This is a genomic window from Parvibacter caecicola (genome assembly GCF_003725335.1).
GTDB lineage: Bacteria > Actinomycetota > Coriobacteriia > Coriobacteriales > Eggerthellaceae > Parvibacter > Parvibacter caecicola.
The window spans coordinates 1-13,771 of record NZ_QIBY01000028.1; the positions used below are offsets into that span (position 1 = coordinate 1).

General features: G+C 64.6%; 8 protein-coding genes. 6 read left to right on the top strand and 2 right to left on the bottom strand.

What is annotated here, in order from left to right; all coding sequences use genetic code 11:
• Positions 1 to 119: 119 nt before the first annotated feature.
• Together DMP11_RS09740 and DMP11_RS09745 are read left to right on the top strand one after the other, a co-directional pair.
• A complete protein-coding gene (locus DMP11_RS09740; protein WP_123186294.1) occupies positions 120 to 779 on the top strand; it encodes a DUF6320 domain-containing protein in 660 nt (219 codons plus the stop codon).
• A 632-nt stretch (positions 780 to 1,411) separates the two neighbouring features.
• Positions 1,412 to 2,359 carry a beta/alpha barrel domain-containing protein gene (locus DMP11_RS09745; protein ID WP_123186295.1) on the top strand — a complete coding sequence of 316 codons (948 nt, stop codon included), beginning with the start codon at positions 1,412 to 1,414 and terminating at the stop codon, positions 2,357 to 2,359.
• 177 nt (positions 2,360 to 2,536) lie between these two features.
• Here DMP11_RS09745 and DMP11_RS09750 read toward each other — a convergent pair whose 3' ends face one another.
• Positions 2,537 to 3,325 carry an HAD family hydrolase gene (locus DMP11_RS09750; protein ID WP_123186296.1) on the bottom strand — a complete coding sequence of 263 codons (789 nt, stop codon included), beginning with the start codon at positions 3,323 to 3,325 and terminating at the stop codon, positions 2,537 to 2,539.
• 378 nt (positions 3,326 to 3,703) lie between these two features.
• On the bottom strand, positions 3,704 to 4,099 hold the full coding sequence (locus DMP11_RS09755) for a molybdenum cofactor biosynthesis protein MoaE (RefSeq protein WP_123186297.1): 396 nt from the start codon (positions 4,097 to 4,099) through the stop codon (positions 3,704 to 3,706).
• Between the two features lie 744 nt (positions 4,100 to 4,843).
• Here DMP11_RS09755 and lysA point away from each other — a divergent pair.
• From lysA to DMP11_RS09780, 4 genes are all read left to right on the top strand, one after another.
• A complete protein-coding gene (lysA, locus tag DMP11_RS09765; RefSeq protein ID WP_123186299.1) occupies positions 4,844 to 6,199 on the top strand; it encodes a diaminopimelate decarboxylase in 1,356 nt (451 codons plus the stop codon).
• A 327-nt stretch (positions 6,200 to 6,526) separates the two neighbouring features.
• A complete protein-coding gene (locus DMP11_RS09770; RefSeq protein WP_235869444.1) occupies positions 6,527 to 8,020 on the top strand; it encodes a sodium-dependent transporter in 1,494 nt (497 codons plus the stop codon).
• Positions 8,021 to 9,430: 1,410 nt separating this feature from the next.
• Complete coding sequence (locus tag DMP11_RS09775) at positions 9,431 to 10,711, top strand: homoserine dehydrogenase (RefSeq protein ID WP_123186300.1); 1,281 nt, start codon at positions 9,431 to 9,433, stop codon at positions 10,709 to 10,711.
• A gap of 189 nt (positions 10,712 to 10,900) precedes the next feature.
• Positions 10,901 to 12,670, top strand: a complete 1,770-nt coding sequence (locus DMP11_RS09780) for a putative ABC transporter permease (RefSeq protein ID WP_214647082.1) — start codon at positions 10,901 to 10,903, stop codon at positions 12,668 to 12,670.
• The last annotated feature ends 1,101 nt before the right edge of the window (positions 12,671 to 13,771 follow it).

The window sequence follows — 13,771 nt, forward strand, 5'->3', positions numbered from 1 at the left end:
CTCCCCCGTGGCGGGACTAGGCCCCTATTTCCGCCAACGCTCTTCGCCGGCCTCCGTCCAGGGCTCGGCCTCGGCTGCTGCTCTTGCCCCCAAGGCCGCTGCGGGAGAGGGGGCGCCCGATGTTGCGTTGTGATTCCTGCCACATCGACGTGGAAGGTCAGCTGCGCCGCTGCCCCCTGTGCGGTTCGCCCCTCTTAGGCACCCCCAGCCCTGATCCCTTCCCCGATGTGCCCCCCGTGCGCCAGGCTTTCCACGTGGGCGGTTTGGTGGGCACCATTACGGCGGTGTTGTGCCTGGTGGCGCTGCTGCTTCTTGCGGTGGGCCTGGTCACAATCCCCGAGGCGGTGGCCATTGTGGGCGTACTGCTGGTGAATTACCTGTTCCTGCGCAATATCCTGGCCCACGCCACCAGCGGGCTGCGCATGGTGGAGCGCTATTTCTTCGTGCTGCTTGCCATGGCGCTGCTGGTTTACTTCGCCACCCGCGCGCCTGTGGTTTCCACGTTCATCGTGCCCTTGTTGTGCATCGTGGCGCTTTTGGCCAATGGCGTGCTGCTGGCCATTTTCCGCAGCCGGTTTATCGAGGGCTATGCCAAGTACCTGATCATGGACATCGTGCTGGGCGGTGTGCCGCTGCTGCTGGTGGCGTTCGGCCAGGCGGCGTGGCCGTGGCCGGCGGTGGTCAGTGCGGTCTTGGCGTTGCTGCTGCTGGCGGTGTTGCTGGTGGGCACTCGCGGCCAGTTCGCCCGCGAAAGCCGCAAGCTCTTCGACCGCGGCTAACCACGCCTGCCTTCTCCAGGGCGCAAGCTCTTCGACCGCGGCTAACCACGCCTGCCTTCTCCAGGGCGCAAGCCGCCGCCCGCTGCCGTGGCGGAACCAGGCCCCTATTCCCGCCATGAGGGGGAAGGGGGCTCCCGTCGGAGGGAGGGCTGGCGGAACTAGCCGCCTATTCCCGCCGAACTCACAACTTCGAGGGCAAAAAGCTCCCTAATTCCGAGTCCAGTCACCCTCCTGGCGGAACTAGGCCCCTATTTCCGCCAAGGCCACACCCCCGGTGGCAAAATGCCCTCAAATTCCGAGCAAACGCCGTCAAAAATGCCCGGAATTCCGAGCTCTCCCGTCCCCGTGGCGGAACTAGCCGCCTAATCCCGCCACGGGCGCGGGGCGATGCGCGATGGCTCCGCGGCAGGCAAGCCGTCCGTCGCACGCAGGGGCTCGGCGTTCCGCCCGCAGCAACTTCTGGAATCTCGCTGAAATATGAGGGGTTTTTCGCCAAAACCTATACACTTGAGCCAGCAGCGTTGAAACCCGATATCATGGTTTCACTTGCGCGAAACGTGGCCCCGCTGCGTTTCCGAAATTGTTGGAGAAAGTCGCCGGGAGGCGACGATGCCAGAGATTAGAGGACCAATATGCCCAAGATCACTCGTGAAGAAGTGCGCGTTCCCGCTGATGTGTTGCCCGAGATGCGCGACGAGTACATCACTAACTATATGAAGGCCACCCGCGAGACGGGGCGCCTGATGCTGTTCGCCTGCGACCAGAAGGTGGAGCACCTGAACAAGGACTTCTACGGTGAGGACATCGACATCGCCGACGCCGACCCGCAGCACCTGTTTGAGATTGGCAAGAACGGCGTGTGTGGCGTTGTGGCTGGTCAGCGCGGCTTGGTGGCGGCTTACGCCAACGATTACCCCGAGATCAACTACCTGATCAAGATGAATTCCAAAACCAACCTGGTGGGCGTGAAGCAGGACGATCCCTATTCGCCGCAGCTGACCGACCTTGATGCCGTGCTGGCTATGCGCGATGCCGGCGTGAACATCGTGGGCCTGGGCTACACCATCTACCTGGGCAGTGAGTATGAATCCACCATGATGGCCGAAGCCGGCGAGCTGATCGCCCAGGCTCATGCCAACGGCCTGCTGGTGGTGCTGTGGATTTACCCCCGCGGCAAGGCTGTGACCGCCGAGAAGGACCCGGACCTGATTGCCGGTGCCGCTGGCGTGGCCCTGTGCCTGGGTGCCGACTTCGTGAAGGTGAACCCGCCGAAGCCTGAAGACGGCCGCACCCCGGCCGAGGCCCTGAAGGTGGCCTCTATGGCCGCTGGCCGCACTGGCCTGGTGTGCGCGGGCGGCTCCACCGTGGACGCCAACACCTTCCTCACCCAGCTGTACGACCAGATCCACGTGGGCGGTGCCTGCGGTAACGCTACTGGCCGCAACATCCACCAGCGCTCGCTGGACGAGGCCGTGCGCCTGACCAAGGCCATCTCCGCCATCACTCTGGCCGACTACACCGTGGCCCAGGCCATGAAGGTGTTCAACGGCGAAGAGGACTTCACCCTGGAAATGATCTAGGCGTATCGCTGCTCTCGCGAGCATCGACGTTATGAAAAGAAAGAGCCCTTCGGGGCTCTTTCTTTTTGCGTGTTGGGGCGTGTCGGGGGCGTCCCCCTGTCGGCTCCGTTGTTCGTGGGGCAGAGATTCTATCTCTGCCTGGGCGCCAAAGAAGGGCGGCTTTCGGAACGAAGAGCGTTACGGCTGAATGCTGGTGGCGGGGTTTTTGCAGGTGGGAAGCGTTTCCACCCATTGGGCGAATTGCTCCAGCGTGCCGTGGCGCACCTCGTTCACGTCCATTTCGTTGGGGTTCAGCAGACAGTCGGTAACCAGGAAGCCATCGGCTCCCAGCTGCATGAACGCCAGGTCTTCCACGGTGTTATTGCCCACCATCAGCACCTCTTCGCCGGCCAGCCCTAGCGCATCCAGGTTCTCCTGGTAATAGGCCAGCTTGGGCTTTACCGAGGTGGAGTTGGTGTACACCGTCATACGCCGGAAGGCGGCCGAGTCAACGCCGGCCCAGCGCAGGCGCCACTCCACTGCGCGCGGCGGGAACAGCGGCATGGTGGTCAGCACCAGCGGATACCCCTTCGCCAGCAGCGTGGCCACGGCGCTGTCCGCCGCCGGATTGGGCACCGTCGAGGCCCCCAGCTTTCCGAAATCCTCCTCGTAGAACTGGTTGAAGATGCCCTCCCAATCGGTGTCGGTATCGCCGGTTTCGCCGTCCACAGCATTGCGGAAGGCGGTCCAGAAGACTGCGTGATTTGTGGTTCCGTCGTCGTGGGCGAGCATGGCGCGCACCCCGGCGTCCACCCCGCGCAGCACGGCGGCGGAGTTGAAGCCGCGCTCGGCCGCGAACTTTCCCAGCGCCTGGTAGTAGCTGCTCAGGAACGCGTCCAAATCCATGGGCAGCAGCGTGCCGTCCAAATCGAAGCAAACCGCCCGGTAGGGGTGGCTGGCGGGGGCGATGATGTCGGTTTCATTCATGGGTAGTTGTCCGTCTTTCTCGGTGCTATAATGCAAAGCGAACGGCGCCCCGGTCACTCGGGCAGCGTTGTTTATTTGGTTAACCCCGCATCGGCCTGCAAACTGAGCGGGGTTTTTCCTTGGCTAACCTCGCTGTTCGTCACTCCCTCTTGATGGCGTAAAGGCCCAAAAAGCCAATCAGCACCAAGAAGATATTGCATATCGCTGTAACAGTTTCTGCCTCCATAGGCGTCTCCCTTCTTGGAAGCCGCCCGAGTGGCGAAGCGCCGCGCCCACGATTCTAGCACGGGCACGGCGCGGTTTTGACCCAGCTGGAGGCGCTTTCACGCGGCCTTGCGCAGGGTTACGCGCAGGGCCGAATGCAAGCCGCGCGCACGGCTAAGCGAAGATTTCTTTCTCCACCACTAGCTCGTTCTTGATTTTGCCCACCAGCTTCTGCAGTGCATCGATGCAGTTGGGGCGAATATCGGCGCCGATCAGCACGTACATCAGTGAGTCGCCCACTTCGCAACGGCCTTCGTTCAGCCACGTGCGCACGTAGTACACGCCGGGCCACGTGAGCGCCTCGGCCTCGGCGGCGGCCAGCCCCTCGGCGTCGTAGGAAAACTCCACCGCCTGCACCTGCCCCAGGCCCTCCACGCCTTCGCGCACCTCCTTTTTGGGAGTGATGCGCACCACGCCGTTGTGGGTGAGGAACATGCCGCACTGCGCGGCCGCCGAGCTGGTTTTGGCCTCGCGCAGCCACTGGTCCACGGAAGGTTCGGTCTTTGCCATTGCAACCTCTATTCTCGCGGGGAAATGATTTCGCCCCCTCATGATAAAGCTGTTTGGCGAAGGGCGCGCTGGCTCCTATTTCCACCCTCAAAATTGCCACATCCTCGTTTTTCTGACGGCCCGCGTCACGTTTTCGAGGATATGGCAATTTTGGGGCCCTGTTTTTGCCACATCCTCGTTTTTGGTGCAGGATTCGCACAAAACAAGGGGATATGGCAGTTTTTCGCTCGGATTTTTGCCATTTCCTCGTTTTCGTGGCAGCGGCTGCAGAAAAAACGAGGATGTGGCAAAAGGCCCTCTTGGAGGCTGGGCCATGGGGGTTTGGAGCTTGGATGCTGGGCCGGCTGCAGGAGCGGGGGCGTGCAGAAACGCGGGGCCTGCGGGCTGCAGCGGGCATGCCGGCCGAGCTAAGGCTAGGGACGAGGCGCGCGGCCGCGGACATCCGGCGCGTGGCCGAGACCGTGGGAGCTGGCGCGAGTCGAGGCTGTGGCCGTGGGCGCGAGCCGGAGCTGGGGGAGCTGGCGCGAGCCGAGGCTGGGGCTATGGACACCCGGCGCGAGCTCCCGGTGTGGCCGCGGGACCTTGGGCCGTGGGCGCCTAGCGCGGGCCGAGACGGTGAGCGCGGACTGTCGGGCCGCTGGCGCCGTGGATTTCGCAAAAATCCGGCCGTTTTCGCCAGTTTTCTTGTTGGAAACACAAGTCTTGCTACTATGGCCCAACTTCACGGAAACGAAAGGAAATGCCATGTCCCTCCCGGCATCTGACCTCACCAAAAAAGCCGACAACCGCACCGCCGACCAGCTGGGCGCCGTGCTGCCCGCCACCGCCGAGGTGCGCGACGGCCATCTGTTCATCGGCGGCGTTGATATGGTGCAGCTGGCCCGCACCCAGGGCACTGCGCTGTACGTGTTCGACGAGGCCGATTTGCGCGGCCGCATGGAGGCCTATCGCGACGAATTCGCCAAGCGCTACCCCAGCTCCGACATCATTTACGCCTCGAAGGCGTTTCTGAACAAGGAAGTGCTGCGGCTGGCCAACGCCGAGGGGCTGTGCCTGGACGTGTCGGGCGGCGGTGAGCTGGCCTGCGCCCGGGCGGTGGACTTCCCCACGGCGCGGGTGTTCATGCACGGCAACAACAAAACGCCGCAGGAGCTGGAAGAAGCCATGAGCGCCGGCGTGGGGCGTATTGTGCTGGACAGCCGCCTTGAGCTGGCCCGCGTGTCGGAAATCGCGCAGCGGCTGGGCATTGTGCAGGACGTGTACATGCGCATCACCCCCGGCGTGGAGGCGGACACCCACGAGTACATCCGCACCGGTTGCGAGGACTCCAAGTTCGGCTTTACCATGCGCGAGGATTTCGCCTACAAATGCGTGGCCGATGTGCTGGCGGCGCCGGGCGTGCGGCTGGTGGGGCTGCATTGCCACATCGGGTCGCAGATTTTCGCGCTGCACTCGTTCCGCGAGGCGGCGGCCGTGATGGTGGAGTTCATGGCCCGCATTCGCGACGGCTACGGCGTTACGCTGGGAGAACTCGACCTGGGCGGCGGCCTTGGCATCGCCTACACCGCCGACCACGAGCCCTCTTCCATCGCCGATTTCGCCGAAGTGACCACTGCGGCAGTGAAGGATTTCTGCGGCCAGCACGGGCTGCCGCTGCCGCGGCTTTTGGTGGAGCCGGGCCGCAGCCTGGTGGCCAACGCCGGCGTGACGTTGTACACGGTGGGAATCCTGAAAACGCTGCCGGGCATCCGCAAGTACGTGGCAGTGGACGGCGGCATGAGCGACAATATCCGCACCGCCCTGTACCACGCCGAGTACGAGCCGGTGATTGCCAACAAGGCCGACCAGCCCCGCACCGAGATTGCCACCCTGTGCGGCAAGCATTGCGAAAGCGGCGACGCCGTGGTGATTGACGGCAGCCTGCAGCCGGCTGAGCTGGGCGACATCGTGTGCGTGTTCGGCACCGGCGCCTACAACATGACCATGGCCAGCAACTACAACGGCCAGCCGCGTCCGGCGGTGGTGTTCGTGAAGGACGGGCAGGCCCGTGTGGTCACCCGCCGCGAAACCTACGCCGATCTCTACGCCCGCGATTTGTAGGGCGAAGGCTGCCGGGCCGCTGGGCTGCCGGGCTGCCGGGCGTGACGTAGCCTCGCCCCCCCGCGCGCCCCGCACCCCCGCGACGCGCCCCGCGCTCTTTCGGCCGGGGGCGCGCTTTTAGCATGCCGCGCGTGCGAAGGCGTTTGTCCCCAGTGCCCTTCGGCGCGCGAAACCCCCGATGCGCCGATACGCCCTTGCCTTCCTTCGCTTTCACCGCGCTCGGGCGGGGATTGGGGCCGTTTTCGGACCCCTCGCCGCCATGTGCCGCGGTCTGGCTACAATGGCATCCGCAATTTTGTTCAAGACACCGGCGAACAGGGGATAGCCATGAGCGACAACGAAATGCTGGCGGAAGGCGCAGGGGCCGCAGGGGCCGCAGAAGGCGCGAGCGGCCTCGCGGAAGGCGCTGAGAACTTCCCGGCAAAGGCGGCGGTACCGCGCGAGCACTTCGCCAGCCGTTTGGGCTTCATTCTTATCAGCGCCGGTTGCGCCATTGGCCTGGGCAACGTGTGGCGCTTCCCCTACATCGCCGGCGAGTACGGCGGCGCGGCATTCATCCTCATGTACCTGGTGTTCCTGGTTATCCTGGGCCTGCCGGTGATGGTGATGGAATTCGCCGTGGGCCGCGCCAGCCAGCGCTCGGCCGCCCTTGCCTTCGACATTCTGCAGCCGTCGCGCCGCTGGCATTGGTTCAGTTGGTGGGCCTACATCGGCTGCATGCTGCTGATGATGTTCTACACCACCGTGTGCGGCTGGATGCTGGCCTACATGGCTAAGATGGCTACCGGCACCTTCGTGGGGCTAGACCCCGACGGTGTGGCCGGCGTGTTCGGTGCCATGCTGGCGAACCCCGGCGAGATGATCGGCTGGATGCTGGTGGTTATCCTCATTGGTTTCGCGGTGTGCTCGTTTGGCCTGCAGAAGGGCGTGGAGCGGGTGACCAAGGTGATGATGGTGGCCCTGCTAGTGGTGATGGGCGTCCTGGTGGTGCGCTCGGTTACGCTGCCCGGCGCCGCCGCCGGCCTGGAGTTTTACCTGGTGCCCGATTTCGGCAAGATGTTCGAGGGCGGCTGGGCCGGCTTCGGCGACGCGGTGTACGCCGCCATGGGCCAGGCGTTCTTCACGCTGTCGCTGGGCATTTCCGCCATGGAGGTGTTCGGCAGCCGCATCGGCAAAAAGCACTCGCTCACTGGCGAGGCGCTGCGCATCTGCGGCCTCGACACCATGGTGGCCATCCTGGCCGGTTTCATCATCTTCCCCGCGTGCTTCGCCTTTGCCGTGGCGCCCGACCAGGGCCCGGCGCTGGTGTTCGTCACGCTGCCCAACGTGTTCGAGCAAATGCCGCTGGGGCAGCTGTGGGGCACGCTGTTCTTCGTGTTCATGAGCTTCGCCGCGCTGTCCACCATCATCGCGGTGTTCGAGAACATCATCACCTTCACCATGGAGCGCTGGAACTTGGACCGTCGCACCGCCATCCTGCGCACCGGCGCGCTGATAACCGTGCTCAGCCTGCCCTGCGCACTGGGCTTTAACGTGTTGGCCGGCGTCACTGTGCCGGGCATCGGCGACATCCAGAGCATCGAGGACTTCATTGTGAGCAACAATATGCTGCCGCTGGGCAGCCTGCTTTACGTGGTGTTTTGCCTGTCGCGGAAGGGTTGGGGCTGGAAGAACTTCCTGAAGGAGGCCGATACTGGTGCCGGCGCCCCGTTCCCGCGGTGGTCGCGGGTGTGGCTCACTTACGGGCTGCCGGCGCTGATTGTGGTGATTTTCATCATGGGTTACGTGCCGAAGTTCATGCTGTGGCTGGGCCTGGCGTAGGGGCGCGGCGCTGCAAATAGAGGGCAGAAGCGGGGTCGTCCGGGAGGGCGGCCCCGTTATTTTGTTCTGGCGAAGGGTCGCGCGAAGGAGCTGCGCAAGGGCCGGTGCGGCGCGAAGGGACCGGTGCGGGCGGTGCGGCGCGAAGGGGTAGGCGCGTCGCCGTTTCCAAGCGCTTTGCCAGCCGGAACCGTCGGGGCCGACGTGCCGGCGAAGTTGCGTGCTCCGTGGCTGCCCGTGCCGCCACACCGCCTGCGTCGCCCTTGTCGCCCTTGTTGCCCAAGCGCCCGCATTGCCCGAGCGCCCGCATTAGCTCCCAATTGCTCACGTGCTCACATCGCATCCCGCGCCGCCCCCTGCACCGTCCCGCGTTGCGCGCGTTGGCCCCCATCGCCAGCGTTGTGCGCGTCATCCCCCCGGTCGCCCGAGCGCTCGTGTCGCCCGCGTTGCGCGCATGTCCGCGCGCCTGCACCGCCCGTGCGCTCGCGTCGTCCGCACTATCTGTGCCTCAGTTGTGCCCGCACCGCTCCCCGCTTCGCCTGCGTTGCCCCTCGCACCGCCTGAGCGCCCGCCCTGCCTCCCCGTTGCCCCGTGTCGCGCGCATCGCCGCTCGCGCCGTCTCTGCCCTCCCCGCTCGCGTCGCCCGCGTTGGCTCCCCAATCGCCCATGCGCTCGCATCGCTCGTACAAAACCGTCAGTTTTATGCAGCGGAGCGTCTTTTATGCACGAAACTGACGTTTTTGTACGGCTTATTGGCTTGTTAGCGGCGGCTCAAACGCCGCTGCATTTTTATCCAGCGTCTGAACTGGGGAAATGCAAGGTGGCAGCCAGCTCAGGGCCGGTTTAGCGTACAAATCTGGCGATTTTGAGCAGGGTTCCGTACAAAACCGTCAGTTTTGTGCAATAGGGAGATTGCAGCGCACAAAACTGATGGTTTTGTGCGGCAAACAGAGTGCGGCGGGCATTTCGTGCCTGCTGGAGTTGCGGGGGCTATGCGTCAAGCGCCTAACGGCAGCAAGTGCGGGAGCATGGTGCCTGCTGGCGGATAGGTGCAGCGTCTGGCGCGATGTCCACTGGCGGATAGGGGAGGCACGTTGGCGCACGGGGCCTGTATAATTTCGCAATTACGAAAATGCCGAGGCGAAATGTGGCTGCATGTGTGGTCGCGCAGAGGCGGGGCCGGTTGAGGCGGCCGTTGCAGATGGCGGCTCCGCCAAGGCGGCGGCTCCGCCAAGGCGGCGGCACGGCCAGCGACCGGTTGAGGCGAGCGGCACGGCTGGCGGCCTCGCCAAGGCGGCGGCCCAGCGGGCGTCCCGGCCAAGGTGGGCGGCGAACCAAGCCGCGGCAAGCAAGGGATACGGCGGCAAGGTGCGGGCCAGCAGGGCGCGCGGCTCTCTCGATTAAGGATGCAATATGACTGTGAAGATTGGTTTGGTGGGCACCGGCACCGTGGGCGGTGGCTGCATCGATATTCTGCAAAAGCACAAACAAGATTTCCAGCGCCACCTGGGCGTTGACGTGGAGCTGGTGCGCGTGTGTTCGCGCAACCCCGAGCAAGCGGCGGCCCATAACGTGGCCGACATCTTCACGCCGGATTACCGCGACATCGTGAACGACCCGAAAATCGACATCGTGGTGGAGCTGATTGGCGGCACCACCGTGGCCCGCAACGTAGTGCTGGAGGCGCTGGCCGCCGGCAAGAACGTGGTGACCGCCAACAAAGCGCTGATGGCCACTCACGGGCAAGAGGTGCTGGACACCGCAGCCGCAGCCGGTAAGGAAGTGGCATTCGAGGCCAGCGTGGGCGGCGGCATCCCCATCATCGATCCGCTGAAGCATTCGCTGATCGCCAACGAAATCGGTACCGTAATGGGCATCGTGAACGGCACCACCAACTACATGCTCACCCGCATGGCCGACAACGGCATGGGCTATGAGGACGCGCTGAAGGAAGCCCAGGCCAACGGCTTTGCCGAGGCCGATCCCACCGCCGATGTGGAGGGCTTCGACGCCGCCGCCAAGATCGCCATCCTGGCCTCCATCGCCTTCAACTCCCGCGTCACTTTGGCCGATGTGTACACCTCTGGCATCAGCCAAATTTCCCCGGTAGACCTGGAGGCGGCCCGCGGCATGGGCTACGTGGTGAAGCTGCTGGCCATCGCGCACCGCACCCCCAAGGGCATCGACGTGCGCGTGCACCCCACCATGATTCCCGCCACACATCAGCTGGCCACCGTGAACGGCGTGTACAACGCCATCTACGTGGTGGGCGACGCCGTGGGTGAAACCATGTTCTTCGGCGCAGGCGCTGGCAGCGGCCCGGCCGCCAGCGCGGTGATGGGCGACGTGCTGGAAGTGGCGCGCCACGTGCAGCAGGGGGTGGGCCCGCTGGTGGGCTGCACCTGCACCGACCAGCTGCCCATTTTGCCGGTGGACGAACTGCAAATGAAGTACTACATCCGCTTCACCGTCAGCGACAAGCTGGGGGTGCTGGCAGCCATGGCCGGCATCTTCGCCCAGTACAACGTGAGCGTGCATTCGGTGGTGCAGCATTCCAAGAAGGAAAGCACGGTGGATGTGGTGTACGTCACCCATGTTGCGAAGGAGAGCGACATCAAGGCGGTAATCGAGGAGATCGCCGGCCTGGACGACGTGCTGCAGGGGCCTCCCTCCCTCATTCGCGTAGAGGAGTAACTCGAAAGCCCGCCCCCATGACAGGGGACGGGGATAATGTCATGTTTTCCAGAGGCGCGCCTCTAATGCGCCCAGGTAGGCCACGTTTTGCTCACGGGCGATTGACGGGTTTGCCCTGCGGGGCGGCGGCTTCTCGCCAATGCGTATCTTCTACCGTAGAAGTACCAGCGCTGCACGGGGAGAGCCGCCATGAGCAAGAAAAAAGAAACCACGCCAACTGACACTCCGAAAAACGGCGCCGCGCCGAAGGCTGTGGGCAAAGCCGCGAACGAGGCCATAGCCTATGCGGAGCAGGCGGGCGTTGCGAAGGCCAAGGGGGAGGCGCCGGAGCCCGGCAAGGCGGGAGAGGCCGCGCCCTCGGTGGTGGTTGTGCCCCAAGCGGAGGGCCGACCTGCCGCCAAAGGTGAGGCCCGCCCGGGGGAGGCCATCGCCCATGCGGCGCAGGCGGCCGGCGAAGACATCGCCCAGGTAGGGGCGGACATTCGCCGGCAGTGGGAAACCGGGGTGGCGGCTTCCGGCCAAGAGCTGGACGTGGACCGCCGTCAATGGGACGAAATGGTGCAGCGCCAGAAAAGCGCCCTGCACGAGGCGGCCGAGGTGGCATCGCATCCCACCGAGTGGCCGCAGGACATACAGGCCCAGGCGGCGAAGGCGGCGGCCCGGGTGAAGCAAGACGCTGAGGCAATGGCCCACGATGTGTCCCATCCCAAGGAAGACCTCCAGCGGGTAGCGCAGCGGCTGCAGAAAGACGGCGAATCCCTGAAGCGCGACGTAGATGCCTTCAGCCAAACGCTGCACAGCCCGGTAGACAAGCAGAAGCTGCCCCTGTGGATGAAGGTTTTCGGCATCCTGTGCATCATTGCAGCTGCCGTCAGCGGCGCGGCGGTGGCGGAATCCATCGTGGCCACCGTGCACTATTACACCACCGGCGGCCTGGACGCTTACGGGCTTTCTTCCATCGTGGTGATCATCATCCAGATGGTGGTGCGCGTGCTGCTGGTGGTCACCTTCCTGCTGTTCGGCATCCGCCTGCTGCGCAACCGCCGGCGCCTGGCCGCCATTACCACCAACATCCTGTTCGTGCTGCTTCTGGCGGGCGTGCTGTGCACCATCATGCTCAGCGGCATGAACTGGATTCTGCTGGGCTACCTGGGGTTATTGGTGCTGATGGTGGCGCTGCAAACCTACTTGGACCCCTCCCTTTCCCAGGAGCGCCGGCTGCATCGCCACCTGCGCGACCAGGAAAACCGCCAAGCCGCCGAGGCAGGCACGCTGGGGTTGGACGCGTCCGGCAAGGGCTACATCACCCTGAACTTCTACAACCTGTTCTGGATTTTCGTGGTGTGCAGCATCTTGGGCCTCATCATCGAGACCATCTTCCACTTCATCGTTTTCGGCGGCTACCAAGATCGCGCCGGCCTGCTGTTCGGGCCGTTCTCGCCCATCTACGGCTGCGGCGGCGTGCTGATGACGGTGTTCCTCAACCGCTTCCATAAGTCCAATCTCATTGTCATTTTTTTCGTGTCGGCCATCATCGGCGGCGCGTTCGAGTACTTCACCAGCTGGTTTATGCAGTACGCGTTTGGCGCGGTAGCCTGGGATTACACTGGCATGTGGCTGTCTATTGGCGGCCGCACGTGCGGGTTGTTCATGGCCATGTGGGGGCTTTTGGGCGTGGTGTGGATCAAGCTGCTGCTGCCGGTGATGCTGCGGCTGATCAACCTCATTCCCTGGAATTGGCGCTACGGCGTAACGGCTGCGTGTGCCGCGTTGATGCTGGTAGATTGCGTGATGACGCTGCAGGCGCTGGATTGCTGGTACGAGCGCCTGTCCGGCGACCAGGTGACCACTCCCATCCAGCAGTTCTATGCGAAGGATTTCGACGACGACTACATGGAGAACCGGTTTCAGTCGATGACCATCCATCCCGACGATGCCGTGCGCCAAGGCCGCAGCTAGAGCCACCCCGCGAGGCCGTCCCCTCTGCCCGGACAACCTCGCTTGTCCGGACGGGCCTTTGTAGGCGGAGGGGCAAAATCCGTCCTCTGCCCGCTGCGAAGCCCTGCGCCTCGTCCTCTGCTGGGACAAACCCACTTGTCCGGGCGGGCCTGCGCTGCAACTTGCCGGCAGCCCGCCCGCGCCCGCCCTGCAGCCCCGACTTTGCCCGCGCCTGCCCGGACAACCTCACTTGTCCGGGCAGGGCGCAGCCGGAAGGGCCCCACGCTGCCTTTCTGCCCGGATAACCCTACTTGTACGGACAAATTGTCCTCTGCAAGCGCCTTTATCCTCGCCAAGAGCCAAGGAGTGCTTGCGTTTGGCTGGACAACCCCACTTATCCAGCCGCGATGCGGGCAAAGAGGGCCTTGCGGTGCTCTTCTGCCCGGATAGCCCCGCTTGTCCGGGCAGGCCTACGCCACAACCTGCCGGCAGCCCGCCCGCGTCCGCCCGCGCCCGCCCCGCCGCCCCGACTTTGCCCGATTCTGCCCGGACGACCCCACTTGTCCGGACAGAGTGGCGGGAATAGCCCCCTAGTTCCGCCATGGCGCGCACGGAGGGGGCGCGGGCTGGCCTGAGTGGCGGGAATAGGGCGCTAGTTCCGCCAGGAGGGCGGCGGGGCTCGGAATTTCGGGTGATTTTGCCAGGAGGCCTCCGAATTTGAGGGGGTTTTGCCGCCGGCGCTGGGGCTTTGGCGGGAATAGCCCCCTAGTTCCGCCACGGGGGTGGGGATGCGTGGGGCTTGGGATTGTGGGTCTGGTTGTGAGATGGAGCCGAGGTTTGGCGCTAGTGGGGGTCTGTGGGAGGGTGCAGGTTGGGAGGCGGGGCTATGGGGTTGTGGGTTTGGGCAGGTGGGCCGTGGGGTCGTGGGGTTGGCGCAGGAGGGGTTGTGGGAGTTGCGTGGGTCGCGAGGACGAGATAGGGAGAGTCGAGTGTGTTTGGCGGGAATAGCCCCCTAGTTCCGCCGCTGCGCGCACGGAGGGGGCGCGGGCTGGCCCGAGTGGCGGAAATAGCTCCCTAGTTCCGCCACAGGGGTGGGGTTGTGGGGTGGAGGGAAGAGTTGGG

Coding starts and splice junctions, on each gene's coding strand:
- DMP11_RS09740 (WP_123186294.1), top strand. CDS start 120: ATGTTGCGTTGTGATTCCTGCCACATCGACGTGGAAGGTCAGCTGCGC.
- DMP11_RS09745 (WP_123186295.1), top strand. CDS start 1,412: ATGCCCAAGATCACTCGTGAAGAAGTGCGCGTTCCCGCTGATGTGTTG.
- DMP11_RS09750 (WP_123186296.1), bottom strand. CDS start 3,325: ATGAATGAAACCGACATCATCGCCCCCGCCAGCCACCCCTACCGGGCG.
- DMP11_RS09755 (WP_123186297.1), bottom strand. CDS start 4,099: ATGGCAAAGACCGAACCTTCCGTGGACCAGTGGCTGCGCGAGGCCAAA.
- lysA (WP_123186299.1), top strand. CDS start 4,844: ATGTCCCTCCCGGCATCTGACCTCACCAAAAAAGCCGACAACCGCACC.
- DMP11_RS09770 (WP_235869444.1), top strand. CDS start 6,527: ATGAGCGACAACGAAATGCTGGCGGAAGGCGCAGGGGCCGCAGGGGCC.
- DMP11_RS09775 (WP_123186300.1), top strand. CDS start 9,431: ATGACTGTGAAGATTGGTTTGGTGGGCACCGGCACCGTGGGCGGTGGC.
- DMP11_RS09780 (WP_214647082.1), top strand. CDS start 10,901: ATGAGCAAGAAAAAAGAAACCACGCCAACTGACACTCCGAAAAACGGC.